The sequence below is a fragment of the Priestia sp. LL-8 genome (assembly GCF_036227845.1).
GTDB classification, from domain to species: Bacteria; Bacillota; Bacilli; order Bacillales; family Bacillaceae_H; genus Priestia; species Priestia zanthoxyli.
The window spans coordinates 2,170,116-2,187,501 of record NZ_JAZAQH010000001.1; the positions used below are offsets into that span (position 1 = coordinate 2,170,116).

Below are 17,386 nucleotides of genomic sequence, written 5' to 3' on the forward strand. Positions count from 1 at the left end.
AAATTTTCCGTTCCTTTTTATGAGAGGGTTGAGGTAATCTTTTTATTTCCATCCATATAATCCCTGCACAAATGATCAAAAAGGAAAGAAACAAGTGCATGCAGTCAACCCCAATATATTTTGACGTTCAAATAAGCTATTCGTATGATGTCCGCTAAAGAAAGTGATTATACATTTATGTAAAATATAGAAAGTATTTCAAGGGATAAAAGATATCATTGGATGCTCTTAAATAATAAAGGAATTCGTTATGCAGAATATTTACGCAGCTTCAAGCTATTGAAACGTCGTATGAATAAGTGGAAAAATGCCACACTATAGAGTGAACAAATGGAAAGGAGCACTATGATGAAAAAATTCCCATATAACAAAGATAAACAACAATCGTTTCAAGCAGCACAGCAGGGGCATAAAGAAGCAGTAGATGCATATGAACAGGCAAATGAAGCTAAAAATGATGCATCGTATGGACATGAAGCGAAGCAAGCCATAGGTGAAGTGAACGAAGCCTCTCAGCAAATCGAGAATGCGCTTGAAAATGCTTCTGAAACACAGCGTCAGCGTTTAACAGAGTTTCAGCAAGATATAAAAGATATGGAAAACGACCTTAATCAATAAAAGAGCTGCTGTTTTACTTAGAGCAGGTTCATAATAGGGGATAAATTGCAAAAGCAGAAGATAATGAACTTCTGCTTTTTTTTTACTGGTAGGGTGAATGTAGGTTTCGTGTATATGATTGCTTCTAGCGGTTGTTTGGAGGGCAAGGCGAAGACTCCTATAGGGAAAACAGAATAGGTGAGACCCGGCAGGAGCGAAAGTGAAGTCTTGCATGGAAATCAACAGTAGTGTAACAAATAATCCATCATTCCATTCTTATTTTAAAAGGTATAGAAGTTAAAAAAGTAAGAATCCTAATAAAAACAGAACGATAAGAATGGAAAGGGATTGTGACAGGAAACATGCTAATAAATATACTAATAATGATTGTCGTATTGTACTTCATATATGTATTCGTAACTGCAGTGGTGCTGTTTTACTTCCCTTTGCACAAGGGAAAAGACTTAAAAGTAATGAATACTGAAAGTTTCTACGGGAAGAAAGAGTCCACAGACCGGGTTATGCTTTTGGAAAACGGTTATTTTTCAGGGCTTGTTCGGATGCAGATGATTCAAGAAGCGAGGCATACAATCGATATTGCGTACTTTTCCATTGGTAAAGGTCGTTCTTCGGATTTACTTATGGGCGCTTTATTCGAAGCTGCGGATCGAGGTATACGTATTCGAGTCCTGTTAGACGGGATCTCTCATGGATTAAAAGGTAAGCGAAAAAACGTTCTTTATGCTCTAGCTTTCCACAATAATATTGAATTAAAGTACTATGAGCCCTTTACTATTTTTAAACCTTGGACATGGCATAATCGTCTTCACGATAAAATAATAGTAGTGGATGGTCAATTAGGTATTAGTGGAGGACGAAATATTGGAGATAAATACTTGGCCAGTCAACCAGATAAAAATTTTGTCTATGACCGTGATGTGCTGATTTATAACACAAAGCAAGAAAGTAATAGTGTCATTCTTTCAATGGAGAAGTATGTAGAGAAATTATGGAATCATTCGTATACACGCAAAGCTTTTCCAAAGCTCAAGAAAACTAAACAATTTCGTGGTCTTTCAGGAAAAAAATTGTTGATAGATCAATACGAAGAGGCCAAAAAAGCAAACGAACCTTTTGTCCATCCTTATATTGTATGGAGAGAGGCAACGATGCCTACAAGAAAGATTTCTTTTATTACAAATCCTATTCAACGAATGAATAAAAGCCCTTTTATATGGAAAACGTTTATTAAGCTTTCCCAGCAAGCTGAAAAATCCATTGTTGTTCAAAGTCCTTATATCGTGCCAACAAAAGAGATGGAACAGTATATAGATAAGCGAGTAAAACCAAAAGTACAAAGAATTATTTTAACTAATTCTATTACATCCACTCCAAATGCTATGGCTTTTTCTGCATACTTGGGAGTAAAGAATCGCGTTATAAAAGCTGGTTCAAAGCTTTATGAATATCAAAAGCCTTATTCAATTCACGGAAAATCCGTTGTTTATGATCAGCGTTTGAGTGCAGTTGGTTCTTTTAACTTAGATTCACGTTCTGTATTTTTAAATACTGAATCCATGGTTATGGTAGATAGTGAAGAATTTGCAGCCGAGTTAACAGGAGCTATTGAAACTAAAATTTCTCACAGTATGCTTGTGGGGAATGAGGGAGAACCTGTGGATTTTAATGCGGATTCTCAAAAAAACGTGCCTCCTGTAAAATCTGCACTCCTCCATATTCTTTCGGTCTTTACGCGGTTTTGGAGACATTTTGTATAATGCTGTGTTACAGAAGAGTCTCTAAAACAAGTAGCGGAGATTAAAGAGGACTGCAGCTGGTGAAGGGAATGTGTAAAAAGCTGTGATATGCCTCACAGTTTTTTTGAAACCGCTAGTACTAGTCGTGATTCATCAAAAGCCCTATTGACGAAACTTCATATATGTTTTATTATAATATAGCGTCGTCAATAAACGAGGTTCTTTTGAAGAAATCATTTCTAGGGGCATAGTTTAAAGGTAGAACTACGGTCTCCAAAACCGTCAGTGTGGGTTCGATTCCTACTGCCCCTGCCATTTTGGAGTTTTCTTTTAATTCACACGCGGGTGTGGCGGAATTGGCAGACGCGCTAGACTTAGGATCTAGTGTCTTATGACGTGGGGGTTCAAGTCCCTTCACCCGCATCTTTGCTTTTATATATTGTGCGGAAGTAGTTCAGTGGTAGAACACCACCTTGCCAAGGTGGGGGTCGCGAGTTCGAACCTCGTCTTCCGCTTCTTTTCGAAAGCAGTTTGCATGTGCAAACTGCTTTTTTTGTTGTAGAAATAAAGATTTTTACTATGCTGTTTTTAATTAGAAATAGTTTATTAAAGCAGTGCTGCTTATACGTGTTGTTTTCGTGAATATACACATATTATTGGGGTTACATTAAAAGCTAATGAACGATACGTAAAGACATCTAATATGGTTTTTAAGATAGGGGAGAGTCCCATGGAATCTAGCTGGTTTTCAGTTATACCGTTTTTAATTGTTATTCCCATAGCTATTTTCACCAAGCAAGTACTGCCAGGGTTGTTTTTAGGCTTATTAGTAGGCGCTTATTTGATTGATCATTCGATTGTCGGAGGTGTTGAAAAGTTACTTCACTACGTTGTACAAGCTCTTAGAAATAAAAGTAATATAGAAATCGTTGTCTTTTTATACGCGTTTTCAGGGCTTATCGGAATGATTAAGATGGCTGGAGGAGTTAAAGGTTTTGTGGAAACAGCCGCAGAAAGAATTGATACAAGAAAAAAAGCTCTTATTTTAACCTATGTTTCAACCATTGGAACATTTAGTGCTCCCACATTTCGTTTTGTGACGATCGCGCCCATCATGAGAGCGTTATTGAAGAAAGTAAAAATGACGACAGCAGAACTAGGGTTTGTTATTGAAACAACTGCTACTCCTGTTATCGTCTTAATTCCCGTGGCAACTGCATTTGTAGGATATATGGTATCAATCATCCAAATGGCAATTGATCATCAAGGCATAAAACAAGACGCTTATTCTTTATTCATTCAAAGCATTCCTTATAATTTCTTTTCGATTGTAATTATTTTAGTAGGGATTTATTTGAGCTTTTTTCATCATTCAACATCTACCGCTCCTATGAAGCTGGAGGAAGAAGACGAAAAAGATTGGCATGATTGTCATCCTTGTGTATCGAAGGATTTGCCTTCTAAGCCTTGGAATTTGTTAGTACCTTTACTTGTTGTGATTTCACTCACCTTACTGTTAACATGGTGGAGTGGACATCATAAGAGCCACAGCTTTTTTGAAGCATTCATTAAAGCAGACGTGCTAGAAGCGATGGTAGTAGCTTTAATTATGACTACGTTAATTACCCTTATTTTTTTCTTGTTTCAGCGCTTTACATTACAGAATTTGCTTAATGGTTTTATCACAGGAGGCAATGACTTGATGTCCGTTATTCTGCTGTTATCGGTAGTATGGGGATTATCGGCTGTTACAGAAGACTTAGGTTTTTCAAATTTCGTGACGGCACATTCTAAGTGGATTCCTCAAATGTTTGTCACTCCGTTCATGTTTATCTTTGGAGCCGCTATTTCTTACTTTATCGGATCTGCTTGGGGAACGTGGGGGATTTTAATGCCGCTTGGCGTATCGCTTGCAAGTTCTGCAGATCTTTCTTTACCGTTGATTATCGGTGCGGTATTTGCGAGCGGTTCATTTGGAGCGTTTTCTTCACCTTTAAGCGACGATACGAATACCATCGCCAAAATATTAGATTTATCTGTTATTGAATATGCCAAATATAAATTAAAGCCAGCTTTAATTGCAGCGGGAATAACAGTTGCTTTCTACCTTGTTGTATCTTTCTTATTTTAAATGAGAAAGATAGCCGTCTATTATCAATTTTTTATTTTTTTAATTTAAAGTATGCATACAGTCCTAATGAAAGGCAGACTAGCATGATGCAAGTGAGCGGAAATAAGATAGTATTAACAAAGTGGTCATAAAACCATATATACAAAAAAAACACCTCAATCATTTTAAATCCATTCTTTCTATTTACTAGAGATCCAACTATCCGTGCTGCTTCTTCCTATTCCTTAAAAATGCGATAATTAGAAGCAGTAGGGGTATGATAGAAAATAGTGGCATATGTAAAAGATATCTCGCAACGTGTAATCCTTCATAAAGGTGTTCTTGAAAATTGCTAGCGATTGTAATCGACAAAAATAACACAATGATGCCCAAAGGATAAGCTAGACGTGAAGGCGATTTAATTTTAAACAAAGTAGCTGTACCTATTATAGAAGCATAAAACAAGATGCTAACTTTAAAATAAATCCCAATAACCATCGCGAACATAAAAAATACATCTAGACGCTCTAAAAAATCAGCTACTTGGATCGTTTGGACAGTACTAAGAAGAGGGAACTGTGATCTTGTCGTCAGATCAACTCCAAGCACGCTAATGTTAATGATCATTGTAATAATTAGATTAATTCCGCTTAATCCCGTTGCGCATAGCATGGTGACACTCGCTTTTTTGGGATTGCTCAAATAAGGAAGAAGCATGGTAAATACAATAGCCTCTGTGAAAGGAAAATACAGCGTTTCGGTTAAAGCAACTTTTGCAACAGGGAGTACTCCTTCTTTTAATACCGGCTGTAAATTCTTGAAATCAATTAACCCTGAGCTAATAATTAAGATGAAGCCTGCAACAGCCAGAAAATACATAAAAATAAACAGAAGCTCTCCTGACCGGGCTATTGCTTCAATTCCTTTTCGGGTAATATAGATAATGACCAGCATCAATAAGGCATTGGCAATAAATAAAGGCGTATCGGGATAAGCAAAAGTGAGAAGCATCTCTCCGAAATCTCTTAGAACTCGTGATGCATCGTATAAAAAATAGACAATGTATACAAATGCAAGAAGTGTTCCCAATACCTTACCTAAAATTTTCTGCATATATTCTGTAGGCAGGAGGTCCGGATAGTAGGAATAGAGCTTATGATAGACTAAAAAGAAAAGAAAGCTACACAGCATTCCAATTAAAATAGCTAGCCACGCATCTTGCTTCGCTCCCATTGCAAGAGGGACTAATAGAGCGCTTCCCAGTTCAAATAAAACCATGAGAATAAATAATTGAGTGGCGCTAATTTTTGCTTTTTCCATATACCCAGTACCTCCTTATCTTAGTGCTGTTTTTCTTTTACGCTAGAAAGAAATGATTTATTGCGCAGACCTGTTCGGCGAATATAAGCTTCTACCGTAACGTCTACATCTAATTTTGGAAAATAAACGTCATCCCATTCTGATTTGAGTTTTTCCCACTGATTGGGGCGCGTGCGTGCTAGTGCTTCTCCAAATCCAAAGATGTCAACTTTGTCTGTCTGAGCTTGTTTAATAGCCGTTTGTAATTCTTTTTTTATTTCTTTACCTGCAGCTTTTTCCATTTTTTTGATTACAGCAGGTTGACGTGTATCAACAGGGACTTCCACTTCTCCAAGATCGCCTTCTACGCGAGTGTGAACGGACGCATAGGGTTTTCCTTTTACCATTTTTACAGATACATCCGTTTTTTGACGAACTGTTTGATAGGCAAGCGCTTCTTTTTTTCCTTTCCAGTCTATATTAATATCGGTTCCTTGTATTTTATCAAGAATCCAAACGCTGCCTCTGGCTGGACTATTGTACAACCAGTCGATTAACTTTCCATTTTTAAAAACAGCAATGCCAGAAGCACGAAGGGTAGCTTCTGGTGCGCTTTGCTGGAGGTTAGCTAATTTTTCTGCTTGTTGAGGATTTCCAACTAAACGAAAACCCGAGACCAATGCTTCTCCTCCGGGTGATTCGAGAGATCTCATCACTTCTTGAAAGGAAACCTTTAGATTTTCTCCCCATTTTCTTTGAGTGAACTCCAGCGTTTTCATAATTTTGTTTGCTGGAATTTTATCGACAGGTGTTAGTGCTTTTACCAAATCAGCAGCACTTGACTGGTTTGCGATCACTAAGGAAGTCGTAATTCGAAACTCAGGATCGCGATCAATAGAATCAATAAGAATGTTAATTCCTTCTTCACGCGCTAGTTTTTCTCCGATCACGACTAAGTTGGTATGGGCATAATAAAGTCTTCGGGAAATTCTAGCCGAAGCGCGTCTGCTTGCTTCAACTAAATTATCGCCAGAAGCAGCATAGATCGTAACAGGCGGACTTTGGGTACCGCCGCCCCCTTGTAAGCCAGCTACATTTCCCGGGTTAATAATTTGAAAGGTAAGCTCATACCGCCCATCTTTCGTTTTATCAATGCCCATTGCTGATACAAATGCAAGATCCGTTAACTCTTTTTTACTCCAGCAGCTAGTAAGCAATACCATCATTATGGTCATTACCAGTAAAAATAAACTTTTACGTTTCATTTTGATCATCTTCTTCCATTTCCTGGTTAATCATACCTCTTGAAGAAGGAGGCTCAGGCTTTTGATGTTTGCTTTGACGAACTTTGTTATCACTAATTAATTTAGGTCTTCTTCTCATCGTCCACCAAGGTAACCGCAGCAATGTATCTTCATTGCTTGCAGGAATAAAGGGTGCTAATGGCGTCATGTAAGGAACACCAAATGAACGTAAGCTGCATAGGTGTCCAACCCCCATTAAAAGAATAAGGATAATGCCATAGAAACCGAATGTAGCCGCTCCCAGTATGAATAAAAAGCGAATTAAACGCGCTGAAATAGCCATATCGAAAGACGGTGTGGCAAAGCTAGCAATGGCTGTAATCGATACAATAATAACCATAGCTGGTGAGACGATCCCTGCTTGAACTGCTGCTTGCCCAATAACAAGGGCTCCGACGATCGATACAGCAGAGCCGATAGCTTTTGGTAAACGAATCCCTGCTTCACGCAAAATTTCAAAGGTGACTTCCATAAAAAAAGCTTCCACGAACGCGGGAAATGGAACGGATTCTCGCTGTGCTGCAAGAGCTACAATAAGCGTTGTAGGCACCATCTCTTGATGAAATGTCGTAACCGCTACATATGTAGCAGGAGCGATAAGTGAAATCATAAACATAAGCACCCGCAAAAGACGAATGGACGTCGCAATATCAAAGCGTGCGTAGTAATCTTCAGCCGATTGGAAAAATTGAATGAACAACGCTGGAGCAATAAGTACAAAAGGAGTTCCGTCCACAAAAATAGCAATTCTTCCTTCCAAAAGGTTACCTGCCACGACATCGGGTCTTTCTGTGTTGTAAATAGTTGGAAAAGGAGTGACCGTTTGATCTTCAATTAGCTGTTCAACATAACCTGATTCCAAAATACTATCAATATCAATGTTTTTTAATCGCTTTCGAATTTCTTTTACAACTTTATCATTTGCGATGCCATGAATATACATAACAGTGACATCCGTTTTAGTTACCCGGCCAATCTTCATCGACTCTAGCCATAAGTCAGGTGTTTTAATAATTCGGCGAACCATGGCTAAGTTTGTGCCAATAGCCTCAGTAAAGGCACCTTTTGGTCCCCGCACTACCATTTGGGTAGTAGATTCTGAAATGGCACGCTTTTCACCGCCTTGTGTACTCACGCTGAGTACGCGGTTTATGCCATCGACAATAAGAAGGCTGTCTCCTGACATCAAAGAAGAAAGTAAATCATTCCAGTTGTCTGCAAACGATACGTTGCCGATTGTTACGATGTCTTCGGAAATTAACTCTAATGCATTTTTATCGTTTAGTTCGTTTTTTTGATTATCTTTCATAAGAGACTGCAGTAAGTAATCTTGAATAGCTTGATTATCTACAATCCCTTCTATGTAGACGATAGCAGCAGCCAAGCTGTTATTGACGCCTATTTTAAAATGACGAATCACAATATCTGAACTGTTTCCAGTTTTCTCTTTAATGAGGGTAAGGTTCTCAGACAGCAGACTCTTAAGAGAAGACACTGTTTGTTCGCTGCTTGTTTGATTTGCCTGAGGTTGAAGTTTATTTTTAGATTTTTGATTTTTAAAGAACGAAGGCATAAATGAAAGCACCCTTACTATAGTTTTTATTAATTTGACCAAAAACCGTATAATTATGTAATTTTTAACAAAATATCTTTTGCATGACGGTAAATGAAAATGACGACCCTATGAGGTAAGTAACGATTAGGTAAGGAGTGAAAGGAATGAAAATTATTGGAGTTAGCCTGCTGCTATTTGGATCTGTGATTGCTCTTTCTGTAGGAATTGATCTTTTTCAAGGAACGAACGTACTGCAGGCACTATACAATGCTTTAAGCCCGTTTCGTGTAATGGAAGTGGCCGAATTATTTGTCCTTTTTTCTCTTTTGTTTTTCTTTTTCGCAGAGTCACTTTACCTTGTTTTAAAGAAGCGTCAACAAAAACAACAGTAACTTGGTACAAAGAGGTTTTTATATCTTCACTATCGAAACAAGCGTATAGAAAGATAGCTTTCAGATAGGAGAGAACCACATGAACATTGAGACTAGCAGGCTACTAATACGCAAATTTAAATATGAGGATTGGCAAGATGTCTACACATATACATCTGATGCTACTGTCATGAAGTACATACCAGAAGGTGTTTTTAGTAAGGATGATGCGAAGAAATTTGTAAATGAAAATATGAAAGAAAACGTTAAAAATTTTCCAGTTGTATTAAAAAACGAAAAAATCCTAATTGGTCATATCGTCTTTTTTGACTATTTTGGGGACCATACTTATGAAATTGGCTGGGTATTTAATTCTCTCTATCATCAGAAAGGATATGCTTCAGAAGCGGCAAAAGCAATAGTGGACTATGGCTTTAACATAATGAAACTGCATCGGATTATTGCTACTTGTCAACCTGAGAATACGTCTTCTTATCGTGTTATGGAGAAGATCGGGATGAGAAGAGAAGGGTATTTTAAAAAATGTATTCCAACTGAAAAAGGGTGGTGGGATGAATATTATTACGCGATTTTAAAGGAAGAGTGGAAATGAGCTTTACTTTTACGGAATTACATTTTCCGAGTTATAAAGACGAAAACAAGCCCAATTTTTAAAAAATGAGCAGAACAGCAAACCAAAACGTCTAGGCAGACATACAATAAGCTATCCATGAGAAACACCCCATGTTTGAACCTTCTTTGTTTTAGCAACAGAAAATCACATTGAAAGGGAGTGCTTGTATGTCTAATGCTGGATGTGGATTCGGTTCTGGTTTCGCTTTATTAGTTGTATTATTTATTCTATTAGTAATTATTGGATGTAGTTGTTATAGCGGTGGTTACGGTGGCTACTACGGCTGCTAATTATATCACTGAATAGCCTAAAGAAATTTCTTTAGGCTTTTTTGTCTTTTAAAAGTCCGATAGTTTCTAAGAAAATTACTTACTCATTAGCGGCTATGGTGAACGGTTGAACAATTAAAAGACCCTACGACGATCGATATCTGCTATACTTTTAATACGGATAATAACGCTTACATATATGGAACAGCAAACAAAAAGAGAGGGCATAAGGTGAACTTTCCTATTTCCAAAAGTATTACAACTAAATATCTTCTTTTATTTACGGTTATTTTAATTGTACCGGGCATCCTCATTTATTACATCATTACGGGCTATGCAAGCAAAATTATTAAAGAAGATGTAAAGGTTCAAAACATTGCAAGTAAAGATATTATAGCTAAAAGGCTGAATTCAGAAATTGAACATGTGGCTTCGCAGCTGCAGCTTATTGCAGGAGAGGGTCTAGAGTCAGATCTTAACATAAATAGAATGTATAACCGAGCTAAACAAGCAAATTCACAAAGTTCAGTTATTCATTCCATTTACTATATCAATGAACAAAAACGTTTAAAGTTTGAAACGCCTTTTGCTTCAAGTCAAAACAATTTAATTTATCATCACCCTAATTTTACCCAAGTGTATTGGACACATACGTACGCTTTATCGGATCTTATTCAAAATTATCATCATCAAAAAGTAGTAACCATTTCTGTACCCGTTCTTACTAAGGATAAAGAATTTAAAGGAATTATTGTTGCAGAACTAAGCCGGGATTATTTATCAGAGGTGTTAAAAAGCGTCAGCCTGTCACGAGGACACTTCGGTTTTTTAGCAGATCGCAAAGGAAATGTCATCGCATCTACAAGCGATAAGCAGCTTAACAAGAAGTTTTCAGTGGATAAAATACCAAACGTTTCTGGCTATACTCAAATAAATCATAATGGACAAGAGAGTTTAGCAGCTTATCAAACGAACCAAGAAGGCTGGAACTTGGTTTACGGTGTACCGACTAACGTAGCCTTTTCTCCTTTACATAAATTATCTCTTTTACTGCGCGTTAGTTTTATTAGTATATTGCTGCTTGCCTTATTTTTTATATGGTTAGGCATCAAAAATATTTTACAGCCAATTGTAAAGCTTACAAGCTATGCAAAAACGTACCGGAATTCTCAAACGTTCGTGCCATTAAATAAAGAAGCGCCGGCAAGGGATGATGAGCTGAGTATATTGACACGTACAATTATTGAAATGGGAAATAGCAATTACGAAAAACAAAAAATGCTTGAGCAAAGTGAGAGATACCTTCACGATGTATTAGAAGGAATTCCTTATGGAATTATTACAATTGACCCGAGGAGTAAAATTACATACGTGAATCAGCAGTTTGAAAGGATGGTTGCTTTTCAGCGTCAGGACATGCTTGGTGTTAACTTAGAAGATTTACCAATAAAATCTGAAAGCGTAGATTTTATTTTGCTTCACACATTGGCATCTGGGAAAGACATGGAAGAGATAGAAAGCTATATTCTCGATTCAGACGGCAGAAAAAGAATTGTTAAAGTTACGACATCTACTTTTTATACCGAAACAAGCGAAGTGATGGGGATTATCGCGGTCATGCAAGATATTACTGAAATAAAGCAGTTACAGCTAAGATTGCAGCAAAGTGATAAGCTAGCGTCTATTGGACAAATTACGGCAGGAATTGCCCACGAAATAAAGAATCCTCTAGCCATTTTATCAGGATCAGCTGAACTTTTGCTAGATGAAGCGGAAGAAAGCTCCTGCTCAGAAGAAGTAAAAGAGCTTGCTGCGGATGTATTCATCGTTGTAAACCGTCTCAAAGAGATCACAAATAATTTTCTTAATTTTGCAAACATGAGTCAAAAGGAAAAGAAGGAAGTGTCACTTGTACAAGTGTTAGAAGAAGTGTTTCATTTACTGCGTTTAAAGTGTAATGAAGCAAACATTAGCATTGTAAAAGACTTTGAAGAAAAATGTTTGATTGAAGGGGTCTACGATCAATTGATTCAAGTATTTTTAAACATTGTCTTAAACGCAATGGAAGCAATGGATGAGGGCGGGTATATTATCGCTTCCATTCAAACGATGAATATGAACGAAGAATATGTGGTTGTTCGTATAGAAGATACTGGTTCAGGCATTAACAAGCAGGACTTAGAGTGGCTGTTTAATCCCTTTTACTCCACGAAAGAAACAGGTTCAGGACTAGGGTTAACAATTGCAAGAGATATTGTAAAAGAACATGGAGGAGAATTATTTATTGAAAGTATAGAAGGCAAAGGGACAACCATTACATGCCGTTTTCCTAAACAAAAAAATATAAAAGGAGGCTAAAAAACATGGAGAATAAGTGCAGTGTGTTAATGATTGATGATGAACAGAACCTTTGTAAGCTGATAGCCAAAAAGCTTCAGAAATCTGGTTTTCATACGCACGCGGCATATACTGGAGAAAAAGGAATCGAAATGGCTAAAACGCTGGATATAGATGTCGTGATACTAGATTATATGCTTCCGGATATGACGGGGATAGATGTATTAAAGAAGTTAAAAGAGGTAACGCAATCAAAAGTAATCATGCTTACTGCATACGGGAATGTTGAGAGCGCTGTGCAATCTATGAAAATAGGGGCTGCTGATTATTTGAATAAGCCTATTGAACTTGAAGAACTAAAAAATATTATTGCTTCGCTATGTACGGAAAAGCAATCGGATGCGGTGATGGAAAAAGATAAAGACAAAGACTTTATTTCAAAAAGCCCAGAAATGAACAAGTTAGTTGAAATGGTGGAGTACGTAAAAGATACAGACGCTAGCATTTTAATTCTAGGTGAAAGCGGAGTAGGTAAAACCGCGATGGCTAAATGGATACATGAGCAGAGTCATAGAAAAAATAATCCTTTTGTCGCTATCAACTGCGCAGCCATACCGGAAGCCCTTCTTGAAAGTGAACTGTTTGGCTATAGAAAAGGAGCTTTTACAGGTGCTGCTTCTTCTCAAAAAGGCAAGTTTTCTGCTGCGGATGGCGGTACCATCTTTTTAGACGAAATTGGAGAAATTTCGTTAAGCATGCAGGCAAAGCTATTGCATGTGATCGAGGAAAAAAAAGTAATGCAGCTCGGAAGCAACGAGTATGAATCCTTGGACGTTCGCATTATTTCAGCTACAAATAAACCGCTTCAACAATTAGTAGAACAAAAGAAATTTCGGGAAGATTTATACTATCGATTAAATTTAATGGAGATCACCATTCCTCCTTTAAGGCACCGAAAAGAAGACATTGAACCGCTCATTCATCATCACATGATAAAGTTAAATGCAAAATACAATAAGACGCTTGCTGTTTCAAACGCGGCACTTCAACAGCTAATTTCTTATGATTGGCCGGGAAATATTCGTGAGCTGTTAAATGCGATTGAAAGAGTTCATATTTTAAAACGGCATGGCACAATTGAGCTCTCCGATTTAACGTATCTTTTTAATAAGCAAGAGTCTCATTCATATAGGAATCAGCCGATAAAAGCAAAACAAACAAATTTATCACACGCATTAGGTGAAGTAGAAGAAGAAATGATTAAAACCGCTCTTGAAGAAATGAAAGGCAATCAAACGAAAGCAGCTCAAAAACTAGGAATTGCTCGCCATACGTTAATTTATAAAATGAAAAAAATGGGTCTTAAATTTTAGAAAAAGGATATGAAAGAAATGACCTATCGTAAAATATTCAGCTTACTGGTACTGTGTTTTACAGTGCTGGGAGCATGCCAGCAGCCCAGTACTACCCCTCTTAGGGAAGAAAAGAAGCCTCTCGATTCTGTTAGTATTACAGTTGGATCGAAATCTATGACAGAGCAATACCTACTAATGAAAATGACCGCGCTTCTATTAAAAGAACAAGGAGCTACTGTACATGAAAGGCGCTTTTTAGACAGCGATTCTATTCGAAAAGCAAGCTTGGCAGGCTATATTGATATGTACTGGGAATATACGAGTACGGCAAGGATTGTGCATCAAAACCAAGAGCCGGTTTATAATGAAAAAAAGTTGTATCAGCTGGTGAAAGAAACGGATGCGAAAAACCACTTAACGTGGCTGAACACTAGCCATTTTGACAGCAGCTGGGGGATTTTAGTTAACCGTTCTTTTGCAAAGGAGCATCATTTAAACTCTGTTTCTGACTTGATTTCCTATATAAAAAAGCAAAATGAAAAAGTGAAAATAGCTACAAACAATGAATTTCTAAAAAGAAAAGACGGCTTGATGCAATTAGCTAATAACTATGAGTTAAAGTCTATTTCAACTGAAATCATTGGAATTGACTCGGAAATTATTCCTTTAGCAGTGAAAGAAGGCAGAGTAGACGTAGGAATTGGAATGATATCTGATAGTCGAATTCAAGCATACGACCTTGTGTTACTAAAGGAAGATCAATCTCTTTTTCCGCCTTATTATGCGGCTCCCGTAGTAAAACAATCATTAGCAAGCCGTTATCCGTCTGTTGTTTCCACTTTAAATGAACTATCAAGTAAACTAACGAATAAAAAGATGGTAGAGCTGAATTACCAAGTTGATATTTTACACAAAGACGTATCAGATGTTGCCTATAAATTTTTACTAGAAAATCACTTGCTTACTCGTTGATAGATACAAAACATTAAAAGCTGCACACTGTGCAGCTTTTTTTATTGTAGAGTGTAGAAAATTTCTACAGTAAATTGTGTGAATTTTCTACAATTTATTTTTTATTTTTTATTAAGTAGCGATTACATCAGCCGTTTGAACTTGGCATGCATCTTGCAATAGATATAAGTGAAAGTAAAAATGCTGAAACGTAAGGAGATTAGTATTCAATGAAAATTACGGGAATAGAGATCAAACATTATTTACTGCCTTTAAATCCGCCTTTTAAAGCAGCTTGGGACCCTGAGCCCCGCAAAAAGTTTGCTTCTACCGTTGTCTATGTACATACAGATGAAGGAATAACGGGAGTCGGATCAGGAGATTTAATGATGGGGCTTGAAGGACATGAACATTTGTTTATCGGTCAAGATCCTTTTGCCATTGAACGACATGCACAAGTGATTCAAAATATAGATTTTCACTACGGCAGATGCTGGCCGCTTGATTTAGCTCTATGGGATTTGATGGGGAAAGCAACAAACCAGCCCGTCTATAAATTGCTTGGAGCCCGATCTAACAAGCTTCTCGCTTATGCTTCAACGGGAGAAATCGTGACTCCTGAAGAACGTGCAGAGCGTGCGATTCGATTTGTAGAGCAAGGGTTTAAGGCTATGAAAATTCGTTTTCATCACAAAGATGTAAAAGACGATATTCAAGTAGTGGAAGCGGTCAGAAAAGCCGTTGGTGACAAGCTAGAGATTATGGTTGACGCAAATCAAGGATGGAAAATGCCATGGGACGTTGAACGGACGTGGGACTTAAAAATGGCCTATCAAGTAGCTAAAGAACTTGAAGAGCTGAAAGTGTTTTGGCTTGAAGAACCTCTGCCTTCTCATCAGTTTGAACTGATGGCAAAACTTCGGGATCGAGTAGGTATTCGAATCGCAGGGGGAGAGATGAACCGTCATATGCATGACTTTAGAGAGTTGAACAAAGTAAATGCATTAGACGTTTATCAGCCGGATGTAGCATTGTCAGGAGGAATTACGCAAACGAAAAAAGTTGCGGATCTTGTTCAAGGAAGCGGCGCTTGGTTTAGTCCGCATACATGGACAAACGGCATTGGTTTACTGGCAAATTTACATCTAGCAGCGGCGGTCAGCCACTGTCCGTATTTAGAGTTTCCTTATGATCCTCCGGCATGGTCTAACGAACGGAGAGATTATATTCAGCAAAAACCGCTTATGATCGACAAAGATGGTTACTTAGTAGCTCCAGAACAGCCGGGTTTAGGCATTGATTTGGATGAAGAAGCTTTAAAGCAGTACGAAATTAATCATTTCTACGTAGGTGAAAAAAATACAGTTTCTATTTAACTGATATAAAGGGTGAACACAAAGTGAAGAAATATAGTGCTTATATAAACGGAGAATTTGTTCAAAGCAGCAATCAAATGAATATTACGTACCCAGGCACGGGTGAAGTCGTAGCCCAAGTCTCTTCCTGCAGTGTAGAAGAAACAGAGCACGCTGTTTATTGCGCTAAACAAGCTTTTAAAGAGTGGAAGCTTCGTCCTTCATATGACCGAGCTGAACAAATTAAAAAATTTTTAACAAACATGAAAATAGAAGAACATATTGAACACATTGGAACAGCTATTACGCAGGAAATGGGAAAACCTTTAAATGCAGCGAAATCAGAGGTGTTTTATGGAGCGGAGCTTGGCGAATACCAAACTCAGTGGGCAAGACGCATTGAAGGTCACGTAGTAGACAGCGATAACGTAAAAGAAAAGATTATTTCTTATAAAGAGCCTCTTGGCGTAGTCGTGGTGATTGTACCTTGGAATTTTCCAATTTATGTGCTGATGAGAAAAATCGTACCGGCGCTTGTCGCGGGTAATACGGTTGTAGTTAAGCCAAGCGTAAAATCTTCTTTATCTGCTTTAGCATTAGCAGAATGTATTCATCAATCCGGCTTTCCAAAAGGTGTTATTAATATCGTAACAGGTATGGATGACATTGTAGGAGAAACGTTAACTTCATCTCCTGATGTGAACATGGTGACATTTACCGGAAGTACCAAAGTAGGCAAAGGCATTATGGAAAAATGCTCTCGTCACATGATTCGTACATCACTTGAATTAGGCGGAAAAGCTCCTGCTATTGTGATGGAAGATGCTGATATTGATTTAGCGGTTGAAGCAATCAAAGGGGGAAGATTAGCTAACTCCGGTCAAGTCTGCAATAACACTGAGCGTGTGTATGTTCATCAAAGTGTAAAAGAAGCGTTTACTACTAAACTATTGAAAGCGTTTCAAAATGTAGAAGTAAAAGATGGTTTGGCTAATCCAGATGCAGAAATGAGCTGTCTTATTAACAGTTCTGAAGCAAATCGCGTTCATCAGATGGTACTTGGGGCCGTAGAAGAAGGAGCCGCTGTATTATGCGGAGGCTATTTGCTAGAGGAATTGGGTGACAGCTTTTATCCGCCAACGCTATTAGATCAGTGTACGCAACAAATGAACATCGTGCAAAAAGAAGTGTTTGGACCTGTTCTTCCCATTATTTCGTTTGAATCTCTTGAAGAAGCAATTAATCTAGCGAACGATTCTGAATATGGCTTAACCGCTAATGTATATACATCCAGCTATCGCTACGTAATGGAGCTAACTACGCAGCTGGAATGCGGTGAAGTATACGTGAACCGCCAGCAGGGCGAAGCATATCAAGGCTATCATTCCGGCTGGAAGCAATCGGGAATCGGCGGAGACGATGGCAAGCATGGATTTGAAGAGTTTTTACAGGTGAAAACAGTTTATATGAAATTTTAATTTTAAAAAGCAGG

General features: G+C 37.8%; 14 protein-coding genes and 3 tRNA genes. 14 read left to right on the top strand and 3 right to left on the bottom strand.

Going from position 1 to position 17,386, the window contains the following annotated elements; all coding sequences use genetic code 11:
- Nucleotides 1–348: 348 nt before the first annotated feature.
- The 6 genes from U9R83_RS11005 (at nt 349) to U9R83_RS11030 (ending at nt 4,485) form a co-directional block, all read left to right on the top strand.
- On the top strand, nt 349–618 hold the full coding sequence (locus U9R83_RS11005; RefSeq protein WP_014460213.1) for a hypothetical protein: 270 nt from the start codon (nt 349–351) through the stop codon (nt 616–618).
- A 362-nt stretch (nt 619–980) separates the two neighbouring features.
- Nucleotides 981–2,375 carry a phospholipase D-like domain-containing protein gene (locus tag U9R83_RS11010; protein WP_115653820.1) on the top strand — a complete coding sequence of 465 codons (1,395 nt, stop codon included), beginning with the start codon at nt 981–983 and terminating at the stop codon, nt 2,373–2,375.
- A gap of 220 nt (nt 2,376–2,595) precedes the next feature.
- Nucleotides 2,596–2,669 (top strand) — tRNA-Trp (locus U9R83_RS11015).
- Nucleotides 2,670–2,695: 26 nt separating this feature from the next.
- Nucleotides 2,696–2,777, top strand: a tRNA-Leu gene (locus U9R83_RS11020).
- Nucleotides 2,778–2,797: 20 nt separating this feature from the next.
- A tRNA-Gly gene (locus tag U9R83_RS11025) sits at nt 2,798–2,869 on the top strand.
- Nucleotides 2,870–3,084: 215 nt separating this feature from the next.
- The gene (locus U9R83_RS11030) at nt 3,085–4,485 is read left to right on the top strand and encodes a Na+/H+ antiporter NhaC family protein (protein WP_014460210.1); all 1,401 of its coding nucleotides are present in this window, start codon (nt 3,085–3,087) and stop codon (nt 4,483–4,485) included.
- Nucleotides 4,486–4,683: 198 nt separating this feature from the next.
- On the opposite strand, the gene U9R83_RS11035 is transcribed toward U9R83_RS11030, so the two are convergent.
- The 3 genes from U9R83_RS11035 to U9R83_RS11045 are packed head-to-tail and all read right to left on the bottom strand — an operon-like array spanning nt 4,684 to nt 8,640.
- Nucleotides 4,684–5,784, bottom strand: a complete 1,101-nt coding sequence (locus U9R83_RS11035; protein WP_014460209.1) for a GerAB/ArcD/ProY family transporter — start codon at nt 5,782–5,784, stop codon at nt 4,684–4,686.
- 20 nt (nt 5,785–5,804) lie between these two features.
- The gene (locus U9R83_RS11040; protein WP_042992521.1) at nt 5,805–7,028 is read right to left on the bottom strand and encodes a Ger(x)C family spore germination protein; all 1,224 of its coding nucleotides are present in this window, start codon (nt 7,026–7,028) and stop codon (nt 5,805–5,807) included.
- The gene (locus U9R83_RS11045; protein WP_014460207.1) at nt 7,018–8,640 is read right to left on the bottom strand and encodes a spore germination protein; all 1,623 of its coding nucleotides are present in this window, start codon (nt 8,638–8,640) and stop codon (nt 7,018–7,020) included. The genes U9R83_RS11040 and U9R83_RS11045 overlap by 11 nt, the downstream gene beginning before the upstream one ends.
- Before the next feature lie 146 nt (nt 8,641–8,786).
- On the opposite strand from U9R83_RS11045, the gene U9R83_RS11050 reads away from it, so the two are divergent.
- The 8 genes from U9R83_RS11050 (at nt 8,787) to aldA (ending at nt 17,372) form a co-directional block, all read left to right on the top strand.
- Nucleotides 8,787–9,014 (top strand): hypothetical protein, encoded by a 228-nt coding sequence (locus U9R83_RS11050; RefSeq protein WP_115653823.1) that lies wholly within the window; start codon nt 8,787–8,789, stop codon nt 9,012–9,014.
- Nucleotides 9,015–9,093: 79 nt separating this feature from the next.
- On the top strand, nt 9,094–9,606 hold the full coding sequence (locus U9R83_RS11055) for a GNAT family N-acetyltransferase (RefSeq protein ID WP_115653824.1): 513 nt from the start codon (nt 9,094–9,096) through the stop codon (nt 9,604–9,606).
- Between the two features lie 188 nt (nt 9,607–9,794).
- A complete protein-coding gene (locus U9R83_RS11060; RefSeq protein WP_013083059.1) occupies nt 9,795–9,917 on the top strand; it encodes a YjcZ family sporulation protein in 123 nt (40 codons plus the stop codon).
- Between the two features lie 210 nt (nt 9,918–10,127).
- On the top strand, nt 10,128–12,254 hold the full coding sequence (locus tag U9R83_RS11065; protein WP_140450817.1) for a sensor histidine kinase: 2,127 nt from the start codon (nt 10,128–10,130) through the stop codon (nt 12,252–12,254).
- A 5-nt stretch (nt 12,255–12,259) separates the two neighbouring features.
- Nucleotides 12,260–13,606: a sigma-54-dependent transcriptional regulator gene (locus tag U9R83_RS11070; protein WP_140450818.1), complete on the top strand. Its 1,347-nt coding sequence runs from the start codon at nt 12,260–12,262 to the stop codon at nt 13,604–13,606.
- Nucleotides 13,607–13,624: 18 nt separating this feature from the next.
- On the top strand, nt 13,625–14,560 hold the full coding sequence (locus U9R83_RS11075) for an ABC transporter substrate-binding protein (protein WP_181170471.1): 936 nt from the start codon (nt 13,625–13,627) through the stop codon (nt 14,558–14,560).
- Nucleotides 14,561–14,769: 209 nt separating this feature from the next.
- Nucleotides 14,770–15,915 carry a mandelate racemase/muconate lactonizing enzyme family protein gene (locus U9R83_RS11080; RefSeq protein WP_140450820.1) on the top strand — a complete coding sequence of 382 codons (1,146 nt, stop codon included), beginning with the start codon at nt 14,770–14,772 and terminating at the stop codon, nt 15,913–15,915.
- Between the two features lie 23 nt (nt 15,916–15,938).
- The gene (aldA, locus tag U9R83_RS11085; protein ID WP_258232101.1) at nt 15,939–17,372 is read left to right on the top strand and encodes an aldehyde dehydrogenase; all 1,434 of its coding nucleotides are present in this window, start codon (nt 15,939–15,941) and stop codon (nt 17,370–17,372) included.
- Nucleotides 17,373–17,386: the final 14 nt, after the last annotated feature.

Excerpts from the sequence above, each read along its gene's own strand:
- U9R83_RS11005 (WP_014460213.1), top strand. The coding sequence starts at position 349 with ATGAAAAAATTCCCATATAACAAAGATAAACAACAATCGTTTCAAGCA.
- U9R83_RS11010 (WP_115653820.1), top strand. The coding sequence starts at position 981 with ATGATTGTCGTATTGTACTTCATATATGTATTCGTAACTGCAGTGGTG.
- U9R83_RS11030 (WP_014460210.1), top strand. The coding sequence starts at position 3,085 with ATGGAATCTAGCTGGTTTTCAGTTATACCGTTTTTAATTGTTATTCCC.
- U9R83_RS11035 (WP_014460209.1), bottom strand. The coding sequence starts at position 5,784 with ATGGAAAAAGCAAAAATTAGCGCCACTCAATTATTTATTCTCATGGTT.
- U9R83_RS11040 (WP_042992521.1), bottom strand. The coding sequence starts at position 7,028 with ATGAAACGTAAAAGTTTATTTTTACTGGTAATGACCATAATGATGGTA.
- U9R83_RS11045 (WP_014460207.1), bottom strand. The coding sequence starts at position 8,640 with ATGCCTTCGTTCTTTAAAAATCAAAAATCTAAAAATAAACTTCAACCT.
- U9R83_RS11050 (WP_115653823.1), top strand. The coding sequence starts at position 8,787 with ATGAAAATTATTGGAGTTAGCCTGCTGCTATTTGGATCTGTGATTGCT.
- U9R83_RS11055 (WP_115653824.1), top strand. The coding sequence starts at position 9,094 with ATGAACATTGAGACTAGCAGGCTACTAATACGCAAATTTAAATATGAG.
- U9R83_RS11060 (WP_013083059.1), top strand. The coding sequence starts at position 9,795 with ATGTCTAATGCTGGATGTGGATTCGGTTCTGGTTTCGCTTTATTAGTT.
- U9R83_RS11070 (WP_140450818.1), top strand. The coding sequence starts at position 12,260 with ATGGAGAATAAGTGCAGTGTGTTAATGATTGATGATGAACAGAACCTT.
- U9R83_RS11075 (WP_181170471.1), top strand. The coding sequence starts at position 13,625 with ATGACCTATCGTAAAATATTCAGCTTACTGGTACTGTGTTTTACAGTG.
- U9R83_RS11080 (WP_140450820.1), top strand. The coding sequence starts at position 14,770 with ATGAAAATTACGGGAATAGAGATCAAACATTATTTACTGCCTTTAAAT.